The 23095-nt window shown below is 66.5% G+C and carries 26 protein-coding genes and 1 tRNA gene; 16 read left to right on the top strand and 11 right to left on the bottom strand.

Annotation, left to right across the window (positions count from 1 at the left end; translation table 11 throughout):
• The first annotated feature begins 144 nt into the window (after positions 1-144).
• Positions 145-1449 carry an HlyC/CorC family transporter gene (locus OM960_RS00205; RefSeq protein ID WP_263332010.1) on the top strand — a complete coding sequence of 435 codons (1305 nt, stop codon included), beginning with the start codon at positions 145-147 and terminating at the stop codon, positions 1447-1449.
• Positions 1450-1490: 41 nt separating this feature from the next.
• On the opposite strand, the gene OM960_RS00200 is transcribed toward OM960_RS00205, so the two are convergent.
• A complete protein-coding gene (locus OM960_RS00200) occupies positions 1491-1658 on the bottom strand; it encodes a hypothetical protein (protein WP_263332008.1) in 168 nt (55 codons plus the stop codon).
• 121 nt (positions 1659-1779) lie between these two features.
• Entirely contained in the window at positions 1780-3309 is a 1530-nt protein-coding gene (locus OM960_RS00195; RefSeq protein ID WP_432759502.1) for a helicase HerA-like domain-containing protein, read from the bottom strand.
• A gap of 453 nt (positions 3310-3762) precedes the next feature.
• On the opposite strand from OM960_RS00195, the gene OM960_RS00190 reads away from it, so the two are divergent.
• On the top strand, positions 3763-4380 hold the full coding sequence (locus OM960_RS00190) for an invasion associated locus B family protein (RefSeq protein WP_263332006.1): 618 nt from the start codon (positions 3763-3765) through the stop codon (positions 4378-4380).
• Between the two features lie 78 nt (positions 4381-4458).
• Here OM960_RS00190 and OM960_RS00185 read toward each other — a convergent pair whose 3' ends face one another.
• The 4 genes from OM960_RS00185 to OM960_RS00170 are packed head-to-tail and all read right to left on the bottom strand — an operon-like array spanning position 4459 to position 8736.
• Positions 4459-5667 carry a beta-ketoacyl-[acyl-carrier-protein] synthase family protein gene (locus OM960_RS00185; RefSeq protein WP_263332004.1) on the bottom strand — a complete coding sequence of 403 codons (1209 nt, stop codon included), beginning with the start codon at positions 5665-5667 and terminating at the stop codon, positions 4459-4461.
• Positions 5664-5936: an acyl carrier protein gene (locus tag OM960_RS00180; RefSeq protein ID WP_264770684.1), complete on the bottom strand. Its 273-nt coding sequence runs from the start codon at positions 5934-5936 to the stop codon at positions 5664-5666. Before OM960_RS00180 ends, OM960_RS00185 begins: the two co-directional genes overlap by 4 nt.
• The gene (locus OM960_RS00175; RefSeq protein ID WP_263332000.1) at positions 5911-7047 is read right to left on the bottom strand and encodes a UDP-3-O-(3-hydroxymyristoyl)glucosamine N-acyltransferase; all 1137 of its coding nucleotides are present in this window, start codon (positions 7045-7047) and stop codon (positions 5911-5913) included. Before OM960_RS00175 ends, OM960_RS00180 begins: the two co-directional genes overlap by 26 nt.
• A gap of 45 nt (positions 7048-7092) precedes the next feature.
• Complete coding sequence (locus OM960_RS00170) at positions 7093-8736, bottom strand: L,D-transpeptidase family protein (RefSeq protein WP_264770683.1); 1644 nt, start codon at positions 8734-8736, stop codon at positions 7093-7095.
• A gap of 298 nt (positions 8737-9034) precedes the next feature.
• Here OM960_RS00170 and mepK point away from each other — a divergent pair, with 298 nt between their 5' ends.
• Positions 9035-9604 (top strand): peptidoglycan L,D-endopeptidase MepK, encoded by a 570-nt coding sequence (gene mepK, locus OM960_RS00165; protein WP_263331996.1) that lies wholly within the window; start codon positions 9035-9037, stop codon positions 9602-9604.
• Positions 9605-10430: 826 nt separating this feature from the next.
• Positions 10431-10949, top strand: coding sequence for a Hint domain-containing protein (locus OM960_RS00160; RefSeq protein WP_264770682.1), 519 nt, complete (start codon positions 10431-10433; stop codon positions 10947-10949).
• 7 nt (positions 10950-10956) lie between these two features.
• Here the strand turns inward: OM960_RS00160 and OM960_RS00155 are convergent, their stop codons facing one another.
• On the bottom strand, positions 10957-11697 hold the full coding sequence (locus tag OM960_RS00155) for an RlmE family RNA methyltransferase (protein WP_263331992.1): 741 nt from the start codon (positions 11695-11697) through the stop codon (positions 10957-10959).
• Positions 11698-11787: 90 nt separating this feature from the next.
• Positions 11788-12900, bottom strand: a complete 1113-nt coding sequence (locus tag OM960_RS00150; RefSeq protein ID WP_263331990.1) for a Ppx/GppA phosphatase family protein — start codon at positions 12898-12900, stop codon at positions 11788-11790.
• A 281-nt stretch (positions 12901-13181) separates the two neighbouring features.
• Here OM960_RS00150 and OM960_RS00145 point away from each other — a divergent pair, with 281 nt between their 5' ends.
• The 3 genes from OM960_RS00145 to OM960_RS00135 are packed head-to-tail and all read left to right on the top strand — an operon-like array spanning position 13182 to position 15416.
• On the top strand, positions 13182-13478 hold the full coding sequence (locus tag OM960_RS00145; RefSeq protein WP_263331988.1) for a virulence factor: 297 nt from the start codon (positions 13182-13184) through the stop codon (positions 13476-13478).
• Positions 13479-13505: 27 nt separating this feature from the next.
• Entirely contained in the window at positions 13506-14429 is a 924-nt protein-coding gene (locus OM960_RS00140) for a methylenetetrahydrofolate reductase (protein ID WP_263331987.1), read from the top strand.
• A gap of 27 nt (positions 14430-14456) precedes the next feature.
• Positions 14457-15416: a methyltetrahydrofolate cobalamin methyltransferase gene (locus tag OM960_RS00135; RefSeq protein ID WP_263331985.1), complete on the top strand. Its 960-nt coding sequence runs from the start codon at positions 14457-14459 to the stop codon at positions 15414-15416.
• 23 nt (positions 15417-15439) lie between these two features.
• Here OM960_RS00135 and OM960_RS00130 read toward each other — a convergent pair whose 3' ends face one another.
• Together OM960_RS00130 and OM960_RS00125 are read right to left on the bottom strand one after the other, a co-directional pair.
• Positions 15440-15715: a hypothetical protein gene (locus OM960_RS00130; protein WP_264770681.1), complete on the bottom strand. Its 276-nt coding sequence runs from the start codon at positions 15713-15715 to the stop codon at positions 15440-15442.
• 3 nt (positions 15716-15718) lie between these two features.
• Positions 15719-16471 carry a GNAT family N-acetyltransferase gene (locus tag OM960_RS00125; protein ID WP_264770680.1) on the bottom strand — a complete coding sequence of 251 codons (753 nt, stop codon included), beginning with the start codon at positions 16469-16471 and terminating at the stop codon, positions 15719-15721.
• A gap of 103 nt (positions 16472-16574) precedes the next feature.
• On the opposite strand from OM960_RS00125, the gene msrB reads away from it, so the two are divergent.
• Positions 16575-16967, top strand: coding sequence for a peptide-methionine (R)-S-oxide reductase MsrB (gene msrB / locus OM960_RS00120; RefSeq protein WP_263331981.1), 393 nt, complete (start codon positions 16575-16577; stop codon positions 16965-16967).
• Between the two features lie 12 nt (positions 16968-16979).
• Here the strand turns inward: msrB and OM960_RS00115 are convergent, their stop codons facing one another.
• Positions 16980-17441 (bottom strand): outer membrane protein assembly factor BamE, encoded by a 462-nt coding sequence (locus OM960_RS00115; protein WP_264770679.1) that lies wholly within the window; start codon positions 17439-17441, stop codon positions 16980-16982.
• Positions 17442-17558: 117 nt separating this feature from the next.
• Here OM960_RS00115 and OM960_RS00110 point away from each other — a divergent pair, with 117 nt between their 5' ends.
• The 8 genes from OM960_RS00110 to OM960_RS00075 all read left to right on the top strand — a co-directional run bounded on the left by OM960_RS00110 (position 17559) and on the right by OM960_RS00075 (position 23047).
• Entirely contained in the window at positions 17559-18110 is a 552-nt protein-coding gene (locus OM960_RS00110) for a YceD family protein (protein ID WP_264770678.1), read from the top strand.
• A gap of 180 nt (positions 18111-18290) precedes the next feature.
• Complete coding sequence (rpmF, locus tag OM960_RS00105; protein ID WP_263331973.1) at positions 18291-18497, top strand: 50S ribosomal protein L32; 207 nt, start codon at positions 18291-18293, stop codon at positions 18495-18497.
• Between the two features lie 26 nt (positions 18498-18523).
• The gene (plsX, locus tag OM960_RS00100; protein ID WP_264770677.1) at positions 18524-19645 is read left to right on the top strand and encodes a phosphate acyltransferase PlsX; all 1122 of its coding nucleotides are present in this window, start codon (positions 18524-18526) and stop codon (positions 19643-19645) included.
• Positions 19642-20616, top strand: coding sequence for a beta-ketoacyl-ACP synthase III (locus OM960_RS00095; protein ID WP_264770676.1), 975 nt, complete (start codon positions 19642-19644; stop codon positions 20614-20616). Before plsX ends, OM960_RS00095 begins: the two co-directional genes overlap by 4 nt.
• 91 nt (positions 20617-20707) lie before the next feature.
• Positions 20708-21010, top strand: a complete 303-nt coding sequence (gene ihfA / locus OM960_RS00090) for an integration host factor subunit alpha (RefSeq protein ID WP_263331965.1) — start codon at positions 20708-20710, stop codon at positions 21008-21010.
• 10 nt (positions 21011-21020) lie between these two features.
• On the top strand, positions 21021-21728 hold the full coding sequence (locus OM960_RS00085; protein WP_263331961.1) for a MerR family transcriptional regulator: 708 nt from the start codon (positions 21021-21023) through the stop codon (positions 21726-21728).
• An 89-nt stretch (positions 21729-21817) separates the two neighbouring features.
• Positions 21818-21895, top strand: a tRNA-Pro gene (locus OM960_RS00080).
• Between the two features lie 57 nt (positions 21896-21952).
• Complete coding sequence (locus OM960_RS00075) at positions 21953-23047, top strand: 2'-deoxycytidine 5'-triphosphate deaminase (RefSeq protein WP_264770675.1); 1095 nt, start codon at positions 21953-21955, stop codon at positions 23045-23047.
• Positions 23048-23095 lie beyond the last annotated feature (48 nt).

Raw genomic sequence — 23095 nt, 5'->3', positions numbered from 1 at the left:
CTACACCCATGTGCTCGACGCGCGGCTCAGGGAACTGGTGCTGGAGCACCATCCCCTCGCCCGCGACACGGAGTGACCGCCGGCGGCGCTTGAAGGCGGGCCGGAGACTCCCCATAAACATCCGAGACTGAAAGGAAGGATCCGATGGAGACGAGCACGGTCTATGACACCGCCTTCTGGCTGACGGCCGCGGCGATCCTGGGGCTTTTGCTGCTCTCGGCCTTCTTCTCGGGCTCCGAGACGGCGCTGACGGCGTCCTCGCGCGGCAAGCTCCGGGCGCAGGCCGACAAGGGCAACCCCGGCGCGCAGGCGGCACTCCGGGTCACCGAAGACGGCGAGAAGCTGATCGGCGCGATCCTTCTGGGCAACAACGTCGCCAACATCCTGTCGGCCGCACTCGCAACCGCGCTCTTCTCGCGCCTCTTCGGCGCGAACGGCGTCGCGGTGGCAACGCTGGTGATGACGACGCTGGTGCTGATCTTCGCCGAGGTCCTGCCCAAGACCTATGCGATCACCGCGCCCGAAAGTGCCGCCTCGCGCGTGGCGCGGCCGATCCGGCTCCTGATCCTCGTGCTGTCGCCCATCGTGACATTGGTCCGGCTGATCGTTCGCGGCCTGCTGTTCCTCTTCGGCGTCCGTACCGACCCCGACAGCCACATTCTGTCGTTCCGCGACGAGATCGTCGGCGCGCTGGCGCTCGGCCATTCCGAGGGGGCGGTGCTGAAGGAGGACCGCGACCGTCTCCTCGGCGCGCTCGACCTCAACGAGCGCACGGTCGAGGAGATCATGCGCCACCGCAGCCAGATCGAGATGATCGACGCCGATGCCGGGCCGGACCGAATCCTCTCGACGGTGCTCGCCTCGCCGCACACCCGCCTGCCGATCTATCGCGGCGAGCGCGAGAACATCATCGGCGTGATCCATGCCAAGGACCTTTTGCGCGCGGTCGAGAAGGTCGTGCGCGGCGAGGACGGCAATCTCGCCTCGATCCGCGACCTCGACGTGATGAGCGTCGCGAAGGCGCCCTATTTCGTGCCCGAGACCACGCCGCTCGACGAGCAGATGCGCGAGTTCCTCAAGCGGCGCACCCATTTCGCGCTGGTGGTGGACGAATATGGCGACCTGCGCGGCCTTCTCACGCTTGAGGACATCATCGAGGAGATCGTCGGCGAGATCACCGACGAGTTCGACATCGACTCCGAGCATCCCCTGAAGCGCACCGAGGCGGGCGACTGCGTCGTCGACGGCGCGATGACGATCCGCGACCTCAACCGCGCGACCGACTGGTCGCTGCCCGACGACGAGGCCAACACCATCGCCGGCCTCGTCATCCATGAGGCGCAGATGATCCCGGCGGAGGGCCAGGTCTTCTCGTTCCACGGCTTCCGTTTCGAGGTCCTGAGCCGCAAGGAGAACCGCATCACCCGGTTGAAGATCCGGCCGCTCTGAGCGCCTCGCGCGGCCGGGTGGTCGCAGGTACGTGGTCTACGTCAGCGATAGAGACCGGGATTCTTCGACCGCTCCTTCTCCCTCTCCCTGACGAGGCGGCGAAGCGTGTGCTCCATATCCTCCGCCCATTCCGGCACCTTGGCGTCCGGCCGCTCTTTCTTCGTCTCCTTCGGCCCCCGATCTTCGTCCGATTTCGTCGGTTTTTTCATTCTTCTTAATCCTCCTGCGCATGCGTCGAATACGCGGAAATCGTGGGAATCGCGCGCCGTCGGCATTGATAATACTACAGGATCCGGCGAATCGTGCAGCCTGCCGAGCGCGACCGGCTGTCTAGCGCGACTTGAAGAGCGAGCCGAGGATGCCGCGCACGATCGCCTGGCCGGTCTTCGTACCAAGCTGCCGCGCGAGGCTCTTGCCGAAGGCCGTGGCGATGCTGTCCGAGCGCGACGAGCCGCGCCGGCTGCGTCCCTCGTAGCGGCGCGACTCCTTCCGGGCACGTTCGTCGGCGGCGAGCCTTTCCTCCGCGGCCTCGGCTTCCGCAGCGGCCTGCGCCGCGGCCTCGGCGCGGGCCTGGAGCCGCTCGAAGGCCGAGTCGCGGTCGATGGTCTGGTCGTACTTGTAACCGAGTCCCGTCGCCGCGATCACGGCGCGGCGCTCTTCGGGCGTGATCGGGCCAAGCTGGCTCGCCGGCGGTCGCACAAGCGTGCGTTCGACGATGCCGGGCACGCCCTTGTTTTGCAGAAACGAGGTAACCGCCTCGCCGGTCCCGACCTCCTTGATCGCGGTCTCGGTGTCGAAGGCGGGGTTCGGCCGGTAGTTCTGCGCCGCGCGGGCGAGGTCCTTCTGGTCCTTCGCGGTGAAGGCGCGGAGCGCGTGCTGCACCCGGTTGCCGAGCTGGCCGAGAATGTCGTCGGGCACGTCGGCGGGGTTCTGGGTGATGAAGAACACCCCCACCCCCTTCGAGCGGATCAGCCGCGCCACCTGCTCCACCTTGTCCACGAGCGCCTTCGGCGCGTCGTCGAAGAGCAGATGCGCCTCGTCGAAGAAGAAGACGAATTTCGGCTTGTCCGGGTCGCCGACCTCGGGCAGCTCCTCGAAAAGCTCCGACAGGAGCCAGAGGAGGAAGGTCGCGTAGAGCCGTGGCGAGGCCATCAGCTTGTCGGCGGCGAGGATGTTGACCTGGCCGCGGCCGTCCGGGGCCAGGCGCATCATGTCGGCAAGATCGAGCGCTGGCTCGCCGAAAAGCCGCGTGCCGCCCTGGTTCTCCAGCACCAGCAGCTGTCGCTGGATCGCGCCCACCGTCGCGCTGGCGACGTTGCCGTAGCGCAGGCCGATCTCGGCCGCGTTCTGGCCGATCCAGACCAGCATCGCCTGCAGGTCCTTGAGATCCAGAAGCGGCAGCCCCTCCTCGTCTGCGAGCCGGAAGGCGATGTTCAGGACCCCCTCCTGCGCCTCGCTGAGATCCATCAGCCGCGACAGGAGGAGCGGCCCCATCTCCGTCACCGTGGTGCGGATCGGGTGGCCCTGCTCGCCGAAGAGATCCCAGAACGCCACAGGGAAGGCCTGGTAGGTCAACTCGTAGCCGATCGTCGCGCAGCGCTTCATGAAGGCGTCGTGTAGCTTCGCCTCGGCGGAACCCGCGACGGCGAGCCCGGCAAGGTCACTCTTGACGTCGGCGAGGAAGACCGGGACGCCTGCGGCCGAAAACCCCTCAGCAAGGATCTGCAGCGTGACGGTCTTGCCGGTCCCTGTCGCGCCGGCGACGAGCCCGTGGCGGTTGCCGTATTTCAGGAGAAGCTCCTGCGGAGCCCCGTACCCTTCGCCGCCGCCACCAACGAATATCCCCGCTTCTGTCAGCACGTCGCCCCTCCGTCTCACCGGTCCCGCTTCCCTGAACAATACAGCCTTGCCCCCGCCATGCCAGAGTGATCGCGTCCGGGCACGCATCCTTGGCGCCCGTGTGTTCCCTCCTCCCGGTTGGACTGGCCGCGCCGCAGGGCGCGGCTCTTTTTTCCAACAAAATCAGATTTGTGGATCATGTGTATTTTCTTGTTGACGCAACGGGGCGAACTGAATAGCGTTCGGGCCAATGACTAAGTCGGCCTGTCCGACAGGGAGCGAAAGATTGAAAAAGGGCCCTTTCGGGGCCCTTTTTTGCTGCTGCTCTCAAATCCTGCCGCGACGCGCCGCAGCGACCGAAAATGCTTAAGCGAAAAGCCGCTATCACCGACGGCGCAGCTTTTCGCCGCTGACACAGAAGAGCGCGCATGCTAAACGCAGCGCAACCATTCCCCCCGATCAACGGAAGCACAAATGTCCTCAATCACCAAATACCTGACGCTGGCGCTTGCTCTCGCGGCCACGCCGCTCTGGGCGCAGGAAGCAGCGGCACCGGAGGCACCCGCCGACGAGGCTGCCCAGACCGAGGCCCCGGCGGCCGACGCGGCTCCGGCAGCTGCCGCCGAAGGCGCCGGCGAGCCCTATGTTGCCGAGAAATTCGATTCCTGGGAACTGCGCTGCCTGCATGCCAAGGAGGGCGCCGATCCCTGCCAGCTCTACCAGCTCCTGAAGGACAAGGGCACCGACAAGCCGATCGCCGAGATCAGCATGCTCGCCCTGCCCGAGGGCTCCGAGGCCGCGGCCGGCGCGACCGTGATCATGCCGCTCGAGACTCTCCTGACCCAGCAACTAAACATCTCGATCGATGGCGGCCAGGCCAAGCGCTATCCGTTCACCTTCTGCACCGAGGTCGGCTGCATCGCGCGGGTCGGCTTCACGAAGGAAGACCTTGACGCCTTCCGCAAGGGCAAGATTGCGGTGCTCTCGGTGGTTCCGGTGGCCGACCCGTCGCGCACCGTCGACATCGAGCTTTCGCTCAGCGGCTTCACCGCCGGCTTCGAGGCCGTCACGAAGGCCAACGCGCCGCAGTAACCGGACCAGCCCTCACCACTCTCACCGGACGTCGCCCCTCGGGGCGGCGTTTCGCTTTCCGATGCCGGAGAAGGTCGCTCAAGCGCGCTTGAGCGCGATCACCGCGTTCAGCCCGCCGAAGGCGAAGGCGTTCGACAGGACCGCTGTGACCTTCGCCTCGCGCGCGACATTCGGCACCACGTCGAGCGCGCATTCCGGATCGGGTTCCTGATAGCCGATCGTCGGCGCGATCACGCCCTCGCGCAGCGCCATGATGCAGGCCAGAAGCTCGACCGCGCCGGTGCCGCCGATCAGGTGGCCGTGCATCGACTTCGTCGACGAGATCATCAGCCGGTCGGCATGATGGCCGAAGGCATGGGCCACGGCGGCGCACTCGGTCTTGTCGTTGGCCGCGGTTCCGGTCCCGTGCGCGTTGACATAGCCGACATCGCTTGGCTGGAGCCTTGCGTCCCTGAGCGCCCCGGAGATCGCGCGTTCCGCGCCGGCCTGGCTCGGCATCACGATGTCGGCAGCATCCGACGTCATCGAGAATCCCGCGACCTCGGCGAGAATGTCGGCGCCGCGGGCGGCCGCGTGGTCCCAGTCCTCGAAGACGAAGATCCCGGCCCCCTCGCCCTGCACCATGCCGTTGCGGTTGGCGCTGAACGGCCGGCAGGCGTCCTTCGACATCACTCGGAGCCCCTCCCAGGCCTTGATGCCGCCGAAGCAGAGCATCGCCTCGGACCCGCCGGTGATCATCGCCCGCGCCACCCCCGAGCGCACCATCTGGAACGCGAGCCCCATCGCGTGGTTCGACGAGGCGCAGGCGGTCGCCACCGTGAACGACGGTCCGCGCAGGCTCCATTCCATGCTGACATGCGAGGCCGCGGCATTGTTCATCAGCTTCGGCACGACGAAGGGATGGACGCGGTTCTTGCCCTCCTCATAGACGGTCCGGTAGTTCTCGTCCCAGGTGTTGACCCCGCCCCCGGCGGTGCCGAGCACGACGCCGCAGTCGAGGCCCAGCTTGCCGCGAAAATCGAGGCCCGACTGCGTCACGGCCTGCCGCGCGGCGAGCATGGTGAACTGCGTGAAGCGATCGTAGAGCGCGATTTCCTGACGGTTGAACTGTGCCTCGGCCTCCCAGCCGCGGACCTGGCCGCCGATGCGGATCGACAGCCTTTCGACATCGCGGAAGTCGAGCGGCCCGATGCCGCAGCGCCCCTCGCGCATCGCCTCCCAGGTCGAGGCCACGTCGTGGCCGAGCGCGTTGATCGTGCCCGCGCCCGTGATCGCCACGCGCCTCATTTCGATCGCGCCACCAGGCCTTCGACGGCACCGATGATCGCGGCGACCGAGGAGATGTCGAACTCGTTCTTGTCGGGCTCGTTGGCGTTGAACGGCACCGAGATGTCGAACGCCTCCTCGATCGCGAAAATCGACTCGACCAGCCCGAGGCTGTCGATGCCAAGCTCCTCGAGGCTCATCTCGGGACGGACCTCGGAGATGTCGAGCACCGCCTGTTCGGCGATGATCGCGATCACCCGGACCCTAATCGTCAGTTCTGTTGTCAGCATCGGATCCCCCTTTTGCCGCTCCATCGCCGATCCGTGTAACAGCATCACGAAGCTCGGCGACCTGGGCGAAAAGACGCCCGAGCCGGCGAATGTTCTTCCACGCCTCGACATGGGTCTCCATCTTCAGCGCGGGCGCGCCGAGGAGCACGCGGCCGGCCGGTGCGTTGGTGTAGATCTTGGTGCCGCCGCCTGCGATCACGTCATCACCGATGAAGATGTTGTCGGAGACGCCGCATTGTCCACCGAGCACGACGCGGTCGCCGACCCGCGTCGACCCGGCGACACCGGTCTGCGAGGCGAAGAGGCAGTCGCGGCCGATTGTGACGTTGTGGGCGACCATACAGAGATTGTCGATCTTGGTGCCCGAACCGACCCGCGTCGGGCGGATCGTGCCGGCGTCGACGGTGACGTTGGCCCCGAACTCGACGTCATCGCCGATCACCACGCCGCCGAGCGAATGGATTCGGGTCCAGCGCTGCGCACGGATTGCCGCGCGTTCGCCGAGCGATTCCCGGATCTCCTCGACCCCGGATTTCTCGGGCGTCACGAAAGAAAAGCCGTCGGCCCCGATCACGGTGTTCGGCTGGCAGATGAAGCGATCGCCGATCGTCACCCCGGCGCCGATCCGGACCCCGGAATGGATCAGCGCATCTGCGCCGATGGCGGTCCGGGGGCCGATCGTGACATGATCTGCGATCCGTGCCCCGGCGCCGATCCGCACTCCGGCGCCGATCACCGCGAAGGCACCGACCGCCGCGCCCGCGCCGATCTCGGCCGTCGGGTCCACGACCGCCGTCGGGTGGATCCCCGGCGCGATCGCCGGTCCGGGGTCAAGGACGCGGGTCACGCCCGCCATCGCGAGCCGGGGCCGCGCCACGAAGATTGCCGCATCGAGGCCGAGCGCGGCGCGGTCGGCCCCCTCCCAGAGCATGGCCGCACGCGCCCTGCCCCCGGCGAGACCAGCGGCATATTTCGGATCCATCGCGAGCGCGAGATCCTCGGGGCCAGCCATGCCCGGCTCGGCGGCGCCAGTGATCCGCACCGTCACGTCACCTTCGGTCCGTGCCCCCAGGGCTTCGGCAATCTCGGCAATCGAAAAGGATCTTGGCATCTCGGAACTTCCCGTCTTCGGCGCCGATCCGGCCCCGTGGCAGGCTTATCCCCGAACCTCGCGCAAGACCAGCCCGGCCGCCTGCATCGCGTCGAAAACCCGCGCATCGCGGCCATAGACGTCGCGCCGGTACTCGATCTCGCCGCGCGCCGAGGGCCAGGCGGTGAAGTAGACAAGATGCACCGGCACCGGCTTCTGCAGGTGGATCGTCGTCTCGGAGCGGGTCTTCAGATGCCGCTCGAACAGGCCTACGGGATCGTCGGTCTGCCGCGCGAGCAGCGCATAGGCGAAGTCGAAGGGCTTGCCGAGCCGGATGCAGCCGTGGCTGAAGGCCCGCGCCTCCTTCTGGAACAGCGACTTCGAGGGCGTGTCATGCAGGTAGATGTTCCAGGGATTGGGGAACATGAACTTCACCAAGCCAAGCGCATTGTCGTCCGCCGGCGGCTGCGACATCCGGAACGGGAAGTTGCTCGCGGTGAACTGGCTGAAGTCGGTCGCGTCGCGGTTCACGACCCGTCCGTGCCGGTCGGTGATCCTGAGATGCCCCACCGAGCGTGGGTTCTTTTGCAGCATCGGCAGGTATTCCTTGACCGTGATCGAGCGCGGCACGTTCCACGTCGGGTTGACGACCATGAATTCCATCTGGTCGGAAAACTCCGGGCTGCGACGGCCATCCTCGTTCATGCCAACGACGGTCACGGATTCGAAGGTCACCTTGCCGTCATCGACGATCTTCGCGGTGAAATCCGGCAGGTTCACCCAGATGTGGCGCTTGCCGAGCTCGATGCCGTTCATCCAGCGCAGCCGCTCCATCGCGACGAGGACCGCGTGCAGCCGCGCCTCGGCGCCGACATTGACCTCGGCGAGCGTGCCGGGACCGGCGACGCCGTCCGGCGCGAGTCCATGTTCAAGCTGGAATCCCTGGACCGCCTTCTGGAGGGTGTCGTCGAACGTTTGCGTCGCCGTGCGCCCCAGATAGCCCATGCTGATCAGACGGTCGCGCAATGCGACGACCGATGGCCCGCTGTCGCCGGGTCGAAGAGTCTTATCGGACGCGACAGTCGCGCCCCAGCCACCGCGGCCGATCACCGCCTCGAGATCGAGGCGGGCGCGGCGCAGCTCGCCGTATTGCCGCATCTGCGGCGGCAATCCCTTGATGAAAGCGGCCGGATCGGCGGCCGCGAAGGATCGCAATGTCTGCAGCGGGTCGCGCCGCGGCACCTCGCGCACGATTCCCGCGTCGACGCTGACCGGATCGACGAAACCGGTCTGCACGTCGCGCGCGTAACGCAGGAATGCGGCGGACACCCTGACTTCGAGCCGTCCGCGCTGCCGTTCGGAGCGCAGCTCCGCAAATGCGGCGCGCAGCTCGTCGGATTCGTAGCGCCCGACCGGCAGACCGTGTTCCCCGGCCATGTCGAGCGCGCCGAAGAGTGCCGCCCTGCGTCCGGAATCGGCACCGGACGTCCAGAGCGGAAGATAGTCCCGCTCGCGGTAGAACTCGGCCAGCGCACGATCCGACGCGGCAGCCTCCGCCACGGCCTGGCGATAGGCGAGCGAATTCGCCATCGCCGGATCGGGTACGCCGAGGAGCAGCCCGAAAAGTGAAAGGAACAGGAAATGGACAAGACCGAAAATCCCCGGGCGAAAGGCCGTCGCCGTCATGTAAACCTCTGCGTCCTGTTCCATTGTCGTTCCCCGAATGTCCGGGATTTCGACCATCAAGTCCATTCACGTTGCGGACAGGACGCATGGCGTCCGTCGCGACCTGTCGCTTTTCGGCAACGTCGGGATGGCGATCTTCGCTTGGCGCCCGCTATCTCCTCGCTCAGCAAGTTTTCGCCGATCGGGGCCATTTCGCGGCTACGGTCGATTTGTCCGGTTGGCGCGGGAATCATCCTGTGCCATAAGATTGCAGCACTTGGGGATAACTTGAGACAACAAGCCGCTGAAAAAGCGGTGACACGTTACGGGACAGGCGATTGTCATGACAGATCACTCTGTATCGGGTTTCACTCGGCGTGGAATTCTTGCAGCCTTTGCGGCGACTGCCGTGGTGGCTGCTCCGACTTGCTCCAATGCTTTCGGTTTTCTCCGCGGGGCCGGCGATGTCCGCCGCATCCGCATGTATTCTGGTCGCACCGGCGAAAGCATCGACACGGTCTACTGGATCGAGGGCGAGTACATTCCCGAGGCGCTCAACGAGATCACCTATTTCATGCGTGACTGGCGCTCGAACGAGACCAAGGAGATCGATCCGCGCACCGTCGACATCGCTGCGGCCGCGCATGCGCTTCTCGACGTGAGCGAGCCCTACATGCTGCTGTCGGGCTACCGGACCGCGAAGACCAATGCGCTGTTGCGTTCGTCCTCGCGCGGGGTCGCCCGCAATTCCTTGCACATGAAGGCTCAGGCGGCGGACCTGCGGTTGCGGTCGCGCTCGGTGTCGCAGATGTACCGCGCCGCAGCGGCCTGCGAGGCGGGCGGCGTCGGCAGGTATTCGCGGTCCAATTTCGTGCACATGGACTGCGGGCCGATCCGCACCTGGGGCAGCTGAGACCGCGGCCACCCCGCTCGAAGGCTCTTGGGGCCCTCGATACCTCGCAACGGAATTGAGATAGTTTGGGTCTGCCGGCAGCGATGCCGGCATTTTCTGTATCGAAGCACCGGATACTGCCGGATTGCCCCCGACCCGTCGCTGGAGGGAGCCCGGTTCCGCTGCCATTCGCGGCGCGTGGAGCGTTCTTCATGCGAAACACCCTCCAGAATCGCCGAGCAAACAAGGCGCACGCGATGCCCAGATCAGGAGACGACGTCGGCACGGAAGCGGTCATTGGCCGACCAGAATCGCCGCGACGGCAGCCGTCGGAAACCGCAATGCGCTTTGCACAAACCGGGTGACGTAGCGTAAAAACACTACTCAACTCAGTGTTTCCCGAGGGGGAACGGTGAATTTTGTCAGAAATGTCACATTCTACACCTGTCTAAATAGACTAGTCCCCCATTTGCGCGAGTGAACAATCTCCGATGGAACCCGGCGCCGACCGAGGCGAACGAAACGTGCGGAGCGCGATTGTCGTGCCAGCGAAGACAACCCCGCCCCGAAGCCGGCACCCTCCACGGATCCACGCCCGGCCTTGCCCGTGTTTCCGGGACAATTGCGCCACAGACTGGCCCGATTCAGGGGGCTTTAACTGAGTTACGCCACGGCTTGGCATCACCTGGCGGCGTAACGAGTGAACCGAGTACCCTGTGACGAGTAGATCCGGCGAAAGCCGGGCCATGTAGGTTCGGTGCCGGCATGCCGGGGCGGGCGGCTTCGCCCCGGCATGTTCCGCCAACAGCGGCGGAGGAAGTGTGAGTAGGAACGGTCCGAGTGAACCATGGATAACGACGGAAAGACCAATAGCGCCTCCGGCAAGTCCGGCGCGGTCAGGCGGGGGGCGGGCCGACACGCCCCTCGCGAGCCGATTCTGTGGACGCTGCCGGGCTTTTGCCGCAACGCCCGCGTCGCTACGGACTTCGGCGACCTGCCAATCGAGGCCTTGCGGCGGCGCGATCCGTTGCGCACGGTCCAGGGATCGCTTGCGCATGTCGCGTGGGTCGACCGAATTCACCTCGACGAGGAGTTCCTGCGCGCCAATCCCGACGCGTTACCGGTATTGATACCTGCGGGCGCTCTCGGGCCGGGACGACCGCGGTCCGACCTGCGTGTCTCACCCCACCAGAAGATCAATGCCGGCACCGGCGAGTTCCGGCCGGACTTCCGGATGGCACGCGACCTGACAGACCGTCCGGGCATCATGCGCAGCCCCGAAACGCTGGTGACCTACCACGTCTTTCACTGCGGCGCGCCGGTGTCGGTCCTGATCGAGGGAATCGGCGTCAGCACGAGCCCCTGAGCCGCGCTCAATCGTCCTGATCGGACTCAGCCGGAAGGCCGCGATAACCGGTCGCGACGACGAACTTCTCGGAACTGTCCGCGCGGCTCGCCGGTGGCTTGACGTTCGCGACCTTGGCAAATGCCCGCTTCAAGAGCGCCTGCAGCTCATTCTCCGCGCCGCCGGCAAGCACCTTGGCAACGAAAGTGCCGCCCTCCTCCAGCACATCGAAGGCGAAATAGGCGGCCGCCTCGCACAGCGCCACGATGCGCAGGTGATCTGTCCCCTTGTGGCCCGAGGCCGCGGCCGCCATGTCCGACATCACGACGTCGGCGCGCCCGCCAAGCCATTCCTTGACCTTCGCGTCGGCCCCGTCGGACAGGAAGTCGAGTTGGTGGATCTCGGCCCCGGCGATCGGCTCGACCTCCTGCAGGTCGACGCCCAGCACCGTGCCCACCTTCTTGCCCGACTTCTGGCCGAGCGCGTTCACCCGCTCGACCGCGATCTGGCACCATCCGCCCGGTGCGCAGCCGAGATCGACGACCCGCGCGCCGGGCACGAGGAAGCGGAACCTGTCGTCAAGCTCGAGGATCTTGTAGGCCGCGCGGCCGCGATAGCCTTCCTTCTTGGCACGCTGGACGTAGGGATCATTGAGCTGCCGCTCGAGCCAGAGCGTCGACGACAGCTTCCGCCCTTTGGCGGTCTTCACCCGCACCCTGAGGTCGCGTTGCCCGCGCCCCGATGTCTTGCCCGAAGGTGTCTTCGCCATATCCGCCGCCCCCGAACGGGCCCTCTTCATCTGTTCCCGGCTCAAATACTCACGACGCGCCGCCAAGGCAATCGCGGGCGGCCCGATGGTTCAGAACGGCCCGTCCTCAAGGACACCGTCGGCCGACATCTGGGCATAAAGGAGCCCCTCGCGCAGCCCCCTATCGGCGACCGAGAGCCGGTCGGTCGGCCAGATCCGCATCAGCGCCTGAAGGATCGCCGCGCCTGACATGATCAGCGAATGCCGGTCGCGACCAATCCGCGGATCATTGCGACGGCCCTCCGGCCCAAGGTGCAGGTAGTCGCGGATCACCCGGTCGATCTGGTCCGAGGTCATCCGCAGCCCATCGACCTTGTTGCGGTCGTAGCGCTTCAGGCCGAGATGGCTCGCCGCCACCGTTGTCACCGTTCCCGAGGTGCCGATGATCTGGAACCGCTCGCGCGGCTGCGACGCGTTGTAGGGCGAGAAATCGGCGAGATTCTCCTCGAAGAACCAGCTCATCAGCGCGAAGCGCGCGGCGTCGTCCTCGACGTCGTGGAACTGATCCTTGAGCGTCGCGACCCCGAGCGGCACCGAGATCCAGTCGACGACCTTCGCCGCCGGGAACGGGCTTTCCGGCGGATGGAAACCGGCATGGAGCCGCATGATCGCCCGTGGCCGGTCGTGGCGCGGCACGGCGGACAGGTCGATCCAGACGAGCTCGGTCGAACCCCCGCCAATATCGACGACGAGAAGCTGCTCGGTCTTGGTCGAGACCAGGGGCGCGCAGGAGACCACGGCGAGCCGCGCTTCCTCCTCGGGCTGGATGATCTCCAGCGGCAGGCCGGTTTCGTGCTGTACCATGCGCAGGAACTCGGCCGCATTTTTCGCACGCCGGCAGGCTTCTGTCGCGACGAGCCGCATGCGCTTGACCTCGTGCTGCTCGATCTTGCGGCGGCAGATCTGCAAGGCCTGCACCGTGCGCGCCATCGACCCGCGCGACAAACGCCCGAAAGCTTCCAGCCCCTGTCCGAGCTGGACCGATTTCGAGAAACTGTCGACCACATGAAACTGACTGCCCTTCGGCTGGGCAATCAGCATGCGGCAGCTGTTGGTTCCCAGATCCAGCGCCGCATAGAGCTGCGCAGGGTCTGGCCTTGGGGTGCCGGGCGGCTCGACCGATTTCGGGAACGCGCCCGCACCACCGGGACGCCTGGGCGCCATGATCGCGCCCTCCGATATGCTGTTGGTTTCAATCTAGACGGCACCGCAGCGCAGCACAAGCGACGCCCCCGCCCGCCTGCGACATTTTGTTCCCTGACGCTCCCGCCCCGCCCGTCGACGCATCGGCCGCGCGCTGTCTGCATGCCGCTTTCGCAGTGACCGCCGCCCCGTGGCGACCTCGCGTTCCGGGCACAGGTCGCTCCGGCCCCGCACAATGTCGAAAAACGTCATCGGCCAGCGTCTGCCGAAGGGTATTGAGTGCGCGAACGAGAGGATTCGTCATGGCTGAAGTCACTATCGTCTACTGGCGCGACATCCCGGCCCAGGTCATCGTCGGCAAGGGCCGTCGCGGCGTGAAAAAGCCGCTGCCGGAACGCTTCGAACAGGCGATCGACCGCTGCGCGATGAAGATCGGCGCCGCCGGAACCGACGCCTATCTCGCTGAATGGCGCAAGGCCGATCCGGTCACGATCGAGGGCGAGGACGAGGCCGTTGCCGCCGCCGAAGCGGCGCGGATCGACGCCGAATACGACAAGGAGCGCATCAAGGCGCTCATCGAGAATAATGGCTGGGCATAACGCCCGTTTAACCGCCGGAGGGTAGCGATGGCACTTCTGAATTTCCGCCGCAAGGAAACCGCCGCGCCCTCGGGCGCCAATGCCGCCGTGGAGGCTTTCCTCGACGGCTACTCGATCGAGGTGATGCCGCGCACCGCCGAGAAGGTCGAGGATTTCCGTGACCTTCTGCCGAACGGCACGCGCGTCTACATCGCCCATATCGACGGCACGCCGATCGAGGAGATGGTCGCGACCGCCAAGCGCATCGCCGCCGAGGGCTTCCCGGTGATGCCGCACTTCCCGGCGCGGATCATCAAGGACAAGGCGACGCTCGCCGACTGGATCGCCCGCTACCAGGGCGAGGCCGACGTCAGGCAGGCGCTTCTCCTCGGCGGCGGCATCTCCAAGCCGCATGGCGACTTCCACTGCTCGATGCAGCTGATGGAAACCGGCCTCTTCGACGGCTTCGACCGCCTCCATGTCGCCGGCCACCCGGAAGGCAACAAGGACATCGACCCGGACGGGTCGGACAAGAACGTGATGGAGGCGCTGCGCTGGAAGCAGGCCTTCAAGGAGCGCACCGACGCCAAGCTGGCGATGGCCACCCAGTTCTGCTTCGAGGCGAAGCCGGTCATCAAATGGGTCAACCGCCTGCAGGCCGAAGGCATCGACATTCCGGTCCACATCGGCGTCGCGGGCCCCGCGAAGCTGCAGACCATGATCAAGTTCGCCATCGCCTGCGGCGTCGGCCCCTCGCTCAAGGTGCTGCAGAAGCGCGCGATGGACGTGACCAAGCTCCTGCTGCCCTACGAGCCGAACGAGTTCATCTCCGAGCTCGCCGCCCACAAGGCCGCGAACCCGGAGTTCGGAATCGAATCCGTGCACTTCTTCCCGCTGGGCGGTATCAAGACCAACGCCACCTGGGCCATCGAGAACGGCGGCAAATCCGCCGTCCCGGCTGCGCAGGCCTGAACGGATAACAAAGAGACAAGGTGAACCATGACCCGCACCGTCATTGAATCGAAAACGAAAACCGTCGTCATCGGCTTTGACGAGCCGTTCTGCGTGATCGGCGAGCGGATCAACCCCACCGGGCGCAAGAAGCTCGCGGCCGAGCTCGAGGCCGGCAACTTCTCGACCGTCGAGAAGGACGCGCTCGAGCAGGTCGCCTGCGGCGCGATGGTTCTCGATGTGAACGCGGGCGTGGTCTACAACTCGAACCCCAACCCGAACGAGACCGAACCGCCGCTGATGACGAAGATGATCGAGATCGTCCAGGGTCTCGTTGACGTGCCGCTCTGCATCGACTCGTCGGTTCCCGGCGCGCTCGAGGCCGGTCTGGCGGCGGCACAGGGCCGTCCGCTCCTGAACTCGGTGACGGGCGAAGAAGATCGACTGGAGCTCGTGCTGCCGCTCGTGAAGAAGTACAACGTGCCGGTCGTGGCGATCTCGAACGACGACACCGGCATCTCGGAGGACCCGAACGTCCGCTTCGAAGTGGCCAAGAAGATCGTACAGCGCGCCGCCGATTACGGCATCCCGGCGCATGACATCGTTGTCGACCCGCTGGTGATGCCCGTGGGCGCGATGGCGACCGCCGGCCGCCAGGTCTTCGCACTGGTCCAGCGCCTGCGCGACGAACTTGGCGTGAACACCACCTGCGGCGCCTCGAACATCTCGTTCGGCCTGCCCAACCGGCACGGCATCAACGCCGCCTTCCTGCCGATGGCGATCGGCGCCGGCATGACCTCGGCGATCATGAACCCGGTCCGCCAGGTCGAGATGGAGGCGATCCGCGCCGCTAACTTCCTGATGAACCACGACGCCAACGGCGGCGAGTGGATCCGCTTCTCGAAGGTTCTCGAGGCCGTCGAAGGCGGCATGAGCTTCGCCGAAGCCTCGGCGGCGCAGTCCTCGGCCGCGTCGGGCCGCCGTGGCGGCCGCCGCGCCCGCGGCTGAACCGGATCCGGCTTAATCAAATCTCAACCATGCCCCGGCATCGTCCGGGGCATGGACGTTGCACGAACCAGAGCTCCCGACGACTGAACGCCACGATCGTTGCCGCCCAGGCTGTAGCCAAGGGAGGCGTCGTCCGGCGCGATGTCCGCTGGATTGACCGGGAAGTCGGCCGGAGCCGGTTCGAAGCCGAGGTCCGCCGCCGCGGCTTTCCCCTCGTGGAATGTGGCGGTCAGCTCATCGTCATCTGCAATCAAGGCGGCATGCGCGTGATCTGCAGATTCAATTTTTTTGGCGAACAATCGTTACTCGGCATTCAGCCGGAGCGCGCGCACGCGAGCCGCAGGAACCCGCGCAACCTCGAGTCCGATGAAGACATGCAGTGTACCAAGATCGCGGTCGGCGACGGCGTGATCGCTTACCCGACCTCCCATCGCCAGATAGCTTCGGAGCAAGGGAGGCATCGACAGCAGCGCCCGCCGTGTGTCGGGTTCCGGCGTCGCTGCCTCCGGCGCGATCGAAATCACTTCTGCGGCCCTGGTTCCGGGACGCCAGCGTCGAGGCGCGAGATGCCGCGCACCTAGATAGGCCAAGGCGTCGAGATAAGCGTTGGCATCGGTTCCGGGAAAGGAGGCGCAACCGAACAGCATCGTGACTCCGTGCCGATCGACAAACGCTGTCATCGCTCCCCAGGCGATGCGCAAGATATCCGGATCGCGACGGTCCGGCGCGAGACAGAACCGCCCCATTTCGACCATAGGTCCCGCGAAGCGAGATAGCGGAGCAAGGTCGTAGAACTGGGCCGTGTAGCTCCGCTCGATCTGGCCACTGTCGGCGCACGGCAGCAGGCGCCAGGTCGCTACCGGCACGCCCGTGGCGGCCTCCTCGACAAGGACGTGCAGGCAAGTGAAGTCAAAACGGTCGCGATCGCGCCCACCCTCCTCGCTGCCCGCCTGCGCAGCGCGGAAGGCCCGCCAGCGCAGTTCCTGCGCCCGAGCGACGTCCTCCGGCGTCTCCGCGAGCCGCGCCCTGTAGCGGCCCCTGTGCAATGTCAGCATGCGCCCCGTCTCCGGCTTGGCGCGGCGGTCCGCGCGCCCTACATCTATCGCTACTGGTTTAGCCGAGAACCCCGAAGGAAAGATAACGGAAAGGGAGGCGCCGATGGTCGAAAAGATTCGCAAACCCGACGAGGAGTGGCGGACCGCTCTCTCGGATCTCGCCTATCGCGTGACCCGCAAGAAGGCAACCGAACGCGCTTTCACCCATGACGATTTCCCGAAGGGTTCCGCGCATTTTCACTGCGTCTGCTGCGACCGTCCGCTGTTCGACGCCGAGGCGAAGTTCGACTCGGGAACCGGCTGGCCCAGCTTCTACAAGCCGATCAGCGCCGACGCGGTGGGCGAGTCCGAGGACCGGAGCTGGTTCATGAGCCGGACCGAGGTCCATTGCGCGGCCTGCGAAGCCCATCTCGGTCATGTCTTTCCCGACGGCCCGGAACCGACCGGCCTGCGCTACTGCATCAACGGCGTCGCCCTGAGCCATCGGCCCAGATGAGGTCGCGGCGGCTCAGTTCTCGCCGAGAACCTGGCTCGCGTCGATATTGCCGACGTTGCCGAGCAGCTGGCGCAGGAAGCTCAGGCCCTTGACGTTGCTGTCCGTCACGCGGCGCGAAATCACCACGGCGCGGCCGTTCTCGAGCCCGAAACGCTCGACGTTCTCGACCAGCCCGGCCTCGTCGAAGCTGATGGCCACGACCTCGCGCTCGATCTCCTCGGGCGCACGGACGCCGTACTGGCGGAAGCGGCTGCCGACATAGTACCAGGCTGCACCGGTCAGAAGCCCGGTCGAGGTGGGTCGCCCCACGGTTTCGGCCACCGCCTCGCGCGTCGATTCGCCGACGACGACTTTCGCGAGCTCGTCTTCGCGCGGCACATAGCCGTGATTTTGGTAAATCGACGTACAGGCCGATAGCGTCACGACCGACAGCACGAACACGCCGCGTCGCATCCCGGAACCGAGCCAAGCCATACCGCCCTCTTGCCTTGTCGCCTCAAGCCTTCTATCCGCCTTACAACATGCCGGGGCGGTCCTACAAGGACCAAGCCGCCCCCATCGCGCACCCGGACCAGGCCGAGGACCCGCCCCATGAGTTCGCACCCGACCGTCGCTCCCCACCCACTCCGCGTCGCCGATCTCGCGGCCCGCAAACCGACACGGTTCGACCTGAAGCCGGAATCGGAGATGCTCGAGCGCATTGCCGCCGAAATCGGTGTCGTCGCGGTCGCCAAGCTCCGGTTTCGCGGCGAGCTTCTGCCGCAGGGACGGCGCGACTGGCTGCTCAGGGCAGAGCTTGGCGCGACGGTCACGCAAGCCTGCGTGGTCAGCCTCGCCCCCGTCGTGACGCGGATCGAGGAGACGGTCGAGCGGCGCTACCTCGCCGACATGCCCGAACCCGACGGCGAGGAAATCGAGATGCCCGAGGACGAGACCGCCGAACCGTTGCCCACGGTGATCGATGCGGGGGCCGTGATGGTCGAGGCGCTGACTCTCGCGCTGCCGCTCTACCCGCGCGCCGAGGGCGCCGAGGTCGGCACCACGAGCGTCACCCCGCCGGGCGCCGAACCGCTTGCCGACGAAGAGCGGCGCCCCTTCGCCGGACTTGCCGATCTGATGAAAAAAAACGGCGGCGGGGAATAAGCCGAAAACTGCCGCACCTGGCGCGGAAAACATGCCAGAAAACACTTGCGCCCGGACAGAATCCCAGTATGTTCCCGGCCTCGCTTGTACGTTGGGTTCGCACCCGGTAGCGCTAGGCAACCAGTGACGAAACCGCAGGAAAACCGGGGCCTTGCCCCACGAATAGCCCGAGGTTGAGACATGGCTGTCCCTCAGAACCGAGTTACGCGGTCCCGCCGCAACATGCGCCGCGCCCACGATGCCCTGGTCGCTGCGAATCCGAACGAGTGCCCGAACTGTGGCGAACTGAAGCGCCCGCACCACGTTTGCGGCGCTTGCGGTCACTATGACGATCGCGAAGTCATCGCCCAGGCCGCCGAGGTCGATCTGGACGACGACGCGGCCTGAGGCCGTGTCCCGGCAGCACGAGCGACATGCTGTCAGAGCGCGATCCGCAGCCTGAAAGCCCGCAGTCCGGTTCCACGGGGCGGATCGTCATTTCCGTCGACGCCATGGGCGGCGACAGGGGGCCGGCGGCCGTGGTCGCCGGCATGGCCGACTCTGCGTCGAAGAACCCGGCAATCGAGTTCATCGTCCACGGCCCCGAGCCCGAACTCGCACAACTCGTCGCCAAGCGGTCCGAACTCTCGGGCCGCTGCACTATTCGTCATGCCGAAGGCGTCGTCACGATGGACGACAAGCCCGGACAGGTCATGCGCAACGGCTCCGGCACCTCGATGTGGTCGGCAATCGAGAGCGTGCGCAATCACGAGGCCACCGTCGCGGTGAGTTGCGGCAATACCGGCGCGCTGATGGCGCTGTCGGTGATCCGGCTGAGGAAGCTGCCCGGCGTCAACCGCCCGGCGATCGCCTGTCTCTGGCCCTCGCGCAATCCCGGCGGCTTCAACCTGATGCTCGACGTCGGAGCCGACATCAAGGCGGATGCCCCTGATCTCCTTCAATACGCGCTGATGGGCGCATCCTATGCCCGCAACGGGCTCGGCATCGAGCGGCCACGGATCGGCCTACTCAATGTCGGCACCGAGGAGCACAAGGGCCGGGCCGAGCTCAAGGCGGCGCAGGACCTGATCGCGGCCGCGACCGAGACGGGCAATTTCGACTATGTCGGCTTCGTCGAGGGAAGCGATCTGCCATCGACGCGGGTCGACGTGATCGTCACCGACGGCTTCACCGGCAACATCGCGCTGAAGACCGGCGAGGGCACCGCGCGGCTTGTCGGCGAATTCCTGCGCGAGGAATTCAACGCAACGCTCCTGTCGCGCTTCGCGGCACTCCTCGCACTCGGTCCGCTGAAGCGGCTCAGGAAGCGCATCGACCCACGCCGCCAAAACGGCGGCGTTTTCCTCGGGTTGAACGGGACGATCGTGAAATCCCACGGCTCGGCAGATGCCACGGGTGTCTCGGCGGCGATCAAGCTCGCCTTCCGGCTGGCCGAATCCGGCTTCCAGGACCGGCTCGCGGCGCGGGTTGCCTCTGCCGCTCTGGCGGGGCAGGATGCCGCGCAACCGCTCGAACAGAACAGGGCTTCCGAATGACTCTCCGTGCCGTGGTCCGTGGTGTCGGGCATTATCTGCCTGCGCGCGTCGTTCCGAACTCCGAATTCGAAACCCGGATCGACACGTCGGACGAGTGGATCAAGACCCGAACTGGAATCGAACGACGCCATTTCGCCGCAGAGGGCGAAACCACGTCGGATCTCGGCGCCCATGCCGCCCGCGCGGCGCTGTCAGATGCCGGAATGACTGCCGACGACCTCGACGCGGTGATCCTCGCCACCTCGACCGCCGACCTCACCTTCCCCTCGGCCGCGACGATGATCCAGCAGAAGATCGGCATGAAGAAGGGCTTCGCCTTCGACGTGCAGGCGGTCTGCGCGGGCTTCGTCTTCGCGCTGGCCAATGCCAACGCGCTGATTCTGTCAGGTCAGGCCAGGCGGGTGCTCGTGGTCGGCGCCGAGACCTTCAGCCGGATCCTCGATTTCGAGGACCGCTCCACCTGCGTGCTCTTCGGCGACGGCGCCGGGGCGGTCGTGCTCGAAGCCGCGACCGGCACGGGCACCTCGGCGGATCGCGGCATCCTCGCGACCGACCTCAACAGCGACGGCACGCATCGCGAACTTCTCTACGTCGATGGCGGCGTCTCGACGACCGGCACCGCCGGGCATCTCAGGATGCAGGGCAACCAGGTCTTCCGCCACGCAGTCGAGAAGCTGGCGCAGACCGCGCATACCGCGCTCGACAAGGCAGGGCTCTCGTCGGCCGATGTCGACTGGATCGTGCCGCACCAGGCGAATCTCAGAATCATCTCGGCGACGGCAAGCCGGATGCAGGTGCCGATGGAGCGAGTCGTCGTGACCGTCCAGGACCACGGCAACACCTCGGCCGCGTCGATTCCGCTCGCGCTTTCGGTCGGCAAGGCACGCGGCCAGATCAAGGAGGGCGACCTTCTTGTCACCGAAGCGATCGGCGGCGGCCTTTCCTGGGGCTCGGTCGTCCTGCGCTGGTAGATTTCCGCTTGAATTGGCGCACCCAAGCCATTGATATTGACTTGGGTTTTCAAACCACTCATCCTCCTCCCCAAACAACCGGGGAACCGTCATGAGTGAAAAGACCCTGACTCGCATGGATCTGAGTGAAGCCGTCTTCCGCGAGGTCGGCCTGTCGCGCAACGAATCCGCCCAGCTTGTCGAAGGCGTGCTGCAGCACATGTCCGACGCGCTTGTCGCCGGCGAGACGGTGAAGATCTCGTCCTTCGGCACGTTCTCGGTCCGCGACAAGGCCGCCCGCGTCGGCCGCAACCCCAAAACCGGGGACGAGGTGCCGATCCATCCGCGCCGTGTTCTCACCTTCCGTCCCTCGCATCTGATGAAGGACCGCGTCGCGGCGGGCAACAAAGGCTGAGGCTGCGGGCATGGAGAAATCGGCCGAGGCCTTTCGCACGATCAGCGAAGTCTCCGAGATTCTGGACACGCCGGCCCATGTCCTGCGCTTCTGGGAAAGCCGCTTTTCCCAGGTGAAGCCGGTCAAGCGCGCCGGCGGGCGGCGCTATTACCGGCCGAACGACGTCGCGCTGCTCGGCGGGATCAAGAAACTCCTGCACGAGGACGGGCTGACGATTCGCGGCGTCCAGAAGATCCTCAGGGAATCGGGCATACGCCATGTCGCGGCGCTGTCACTCGGCGAGAGCGCGCCCGCTGAAGCCGAGGCGGAACCGGAGGCCGCGGCCCCGCCGCTCGAGCCCGCTCCGCCCCCTGCGACGCGCCCGGCTCCGGCGCCGCGCCGGTTGGACGTTGCCGCGCGTCACGACCCGGCGCAGGGCAACCTGTTTCCGCTTGCTCCGGACCCGGCAGGATTGGCATCCGAAGCGCCGATGCACGCGGATGTCCCGACCCTGCCCGTGGGATCACCGGGCAATGTCCTGGCTCTCGAACGCCAGTCCGCGTTACCCGCCGCGGCCACGCGTGAGAACGGCGGCGGGCGCCCGACTACAGCGGCGCTGCTGCGGACCGTCGACGACGCGCAAGCGCGCGCCATGCGCACCGAGCTGCGCTCGCTCTACCACCGTCTCCTGACATTGCACGACCGGCTGGCCGCGCTGGATCCGCAACAGCCGGGCTGAGCGGGCGGTGCGAACGATTTCGGCTCCGGTTCCGACATGCGTTTTGGCGCTTGCCCCCGCCCCCGCAATCGGCCTATACCCCGCTTCGTCGGGCCGTGGCGCAGCCTGGTTAGCGCGTCCGTCTGGGGGGCGGAAGGTCGCGAGTTCGAATCTCGCCGGCCCGACCATCACCGAAACGCCCACCCCTTCGCCGGGGTGGGCGTTCGCATATCGGGAGACGGCAGATGAGCGTTGAGACCCGCGGAACCGGCGTCCTGGCCGATGCGGCGCTGCGCGGGATGATCCGGGAAGGCCAGATCGCCGCAGATCCCGCCGTCGAGGAAATCCAGGTCCAGCCCGCGAGCCTCGATCTCCGCCTCGGCACCGTCGCCTACCGCGTCCGCGCCTCGTTCCTCGCCGGCAAGGGCCGCACCGTCGCCGAGCGCCTCGCCGAGTTCGAGATGCACCGCGTCGACCTGAGCCAGGGCGCGGTGCTGGAAAAGGGCTGCGTCTATGTCGTGCCTCTGGCCGAAAGCCTGGCGCTGCCCAGCGGTCTCACCGCGGTCGCCAATGCCAAGAGCTCGACCGGCCGGCTTGACCTCCTGACCCGCACGATCACCGATGGCGGCGAGGAATTCGACCGCATCCCCGAGGGCTATCACGGCCCGCTCTACGCCGAGATCTGCCCGCGCTCCTTTTCCGTGCTGGTCCGGCCCGGCATGCGGCTCAACCAGATCCGGTTCCGGCATGGCCAGGCGCTTTTGACCGACGTCGAACTGCGGGAGCTGCACGCCGCCGAGAGCCTCGTCTCTGGAACGGCAGTGATCTCCGAGGGGCTCGGGTTCTCGGTCGATCTCAAGCCCGCGGCAGGCGACCTCGTCGGCTATCGCGCGAAACCCCATACCGGGGTGATCGACCTCGACCTCATCGGTCACTACGCGCCCCTCGACTTCTGGGAGGAGGTCCGCACCACCGAGGGCCGGATCATCCTCGATCCCGGCGCGTTCTACATCCTCGTCAGCCGCGAGGCGGTGACGATCCCGCCCGACTACGCCGCCGAGATGGCGCCCTACCTTGCGATGGTGGGCGAGTTCCGGGTCCATTACGCGGGCTTCTTCGACCCCGGATTCGGTTGGGCCGAGGCCGGCGGCACGGGCTCGCGCGGGGTGCTGGAGGTGCGTTGCCACGAGGCCCCCTTCGTCCTCGAACACGGGCAGGTCGTGGGCCGGCTCGTCTACGAGCGCATGGCCGCGCGGCCGGCGCGGCTCTATGGCAGCGGCATCGCCTCGAATTATCAGGGCCAGGGGCTGAAACTCTCCAAGCATTTCCGCGCGGCGTGACCGCCAGGCACCGATTTTTCGGCGAAAAATCGAGGTCCGGCGGCCGGG

The sequence above is a fragment of the Defluviimonas salinarum genome, from assembly GCF_026013545.1.
Taxonomy (GTDB): domain Bacteria; phylum Pseudomonadota; class Alphaproteobacteria; order Rhodobacterales; family Rhodobacteraceae; genus Albidovulum; species Albidovulum salinarum.
The sequence above is the reverse complement of the archived record's forward strand: the minus strand, read 5'-3'. Positions and strand labels throughout refer to the sequence as shown.

Coding starts and splice junctions, on each gene's coding strand:
- OM960_RS00140 (WP_263331987.1), top strand. CDS start 13,506: ATGGCACTTCTGAATTTCCGCCGCAAGGAAACCGCCGCGCCCTCGGGC.
- rpmF (WP_263331973.1), top strand. CDS start 18,291: ATGGCTGTCCCTCAGAACCGAGTTACGCGGTCCCGCCGCAACATGCGC.
- OM960_RS00175 (WP_263332000.1), bottom strand. CDS start 7,047: ATGCCAAGATCCTTTTCGATTGCCGAGATTGCCGAAGCCCTGGGGGCA.
- OM960_RS00135 (WP_263331985.1), top strand. CDS start 14,457: ATGACCCGCACCGTCATTGAATCGAAAACGAAAACCGTCGTCATCGGC.
- OM960_RS00075 (WP_264770675.1), top strand. CDS start 21,953: ATGAGCGTTGAGACCCGCGGAACCGGCGTCCTGGCCGATGCGGCGCTG.
- OM960_RS00125 (WP_264770680.1), bottom strand. CDS start 16,471: ATGCTGACATTGCACAGGGGCCGCTACAGGGCGCGGCTCGCGGAGACG.
- OM960_RS00185 (WP_263332004.1), bottom strand. CDS start 5,667: ATGAGGCGCGTGGCGATCACGGGCGCGGGCACGATCAACGCGCTCGGC.
- OM960_RS00115 (WP_264770679.1), bottom strand. CDS start 17,441: ATGGCTTGGCTCGGTTCCGGGATGCGACGCGGCGTGTTCGTGCTGTCG.
- ihfA (WP_263331965.1), top strand. CDS start 20,708: ATGAGTGAAAAGACCCTGACTCGCATGGATCTGAGTGAAGCCGTCTTC.
- msrB (WP_263331981.1), top strand. CDS start 16,575: ATGGTCGAAAAGATTCGCAAACCCGACGAGGAGTGGCGGACCGCTCTC.
- plsX (WP_264770677.1), top strand. CDS start 18,524: ATGCTGTCAGAGCGCGATCCGCAGCCTGAAAGCCCGCAGTCCGGTTCC.
- OM960_RS00095 (WP_264770676.1), top strand. CDS start 19,642: ATGACTCTCCGTGCCGTGGTCCGTGGTGTCGGGCATTATCTGCCTGCG.
- OM960_RS00180 (WP_264770684.1), bottom strand. CDS start 5,936: ATGCTGACAACAGAACTGACGATTAGGGTCCGGGTGATCGCGATCATC.
- OM960_RS00200 (WP_263332008.1), bottom strand. CDS start 1,658: ATGAAAAAACCGACGAAATCGGACGAAGATCGGGGGCCGAAGGAGACG.
- OM960_RS00110 (WP_264770678.1), top strand. CDS start 17,559: ATGAGTTCGCACCCGACCGTCGCTCCCCACCCACTCCGCGTCGCCGAT.
- mepK (WP_263331996.1), top strand. CDS start 9,035: ATGACAGATCACTCTGTATCGGGTTTCACTCGGCGTGGAATTCTTGCA.
- OM960_RS00205 (WP_263332010.1), top strand. CDS start 145: ATGGAGACGAGCACGGTCTATGACACCGCCTTCTGGCTGACGGCCGCG.
- OM960_RS00190 (WP_263332006.1), top strand. CDS start 3,763: ATGTCCTCAATCACCAAATACCTGACGCTGGCGCTTGCTCTCGCGGCC.
- OM960_RS00085 (WP_263331961.1), top strand. CDS start 21,021: ATGGAGAAATCGGCCGAGGCCTTTCGCACGATCAGCGAAGTCTCCGAG.
- OM960_RS00160 (WP_264770682.1), top strand. CDS start 10,431: ATGGATAACGACGGAAAGACCAATAGCGCCTCCGGCAAGTCCGGCGCG.
- OM960_RS00150 (WP_263331990.1), bottom strand. CDS start 12,900: ATGGCGCCCAGGCGTCCCGGTGGTGCGGGCGCGTTCCCGAAATCGGTC.
- OM960_RS00155 (WP_263331992.1), bottom strand. CDS start 11,697: ATGGCGAAGACACCTTCGGGCAAGACATCGGGGCGCGGGCAACGCGAC.
- OM960_RS00145 (WP_263331988.1), top strand. CDS start 13,182: ATGGCTGAAGTCACTATCGTCTACTGGCGCGACATCCCGGCCCAGGTC.
- OM960_RS00170 (WP_264770683.1), bottom strand. CDS start 8,736: ATGGAACAGGACGCAGAGGTTTACATGACGGCGACGGCCTTTCGCCCG.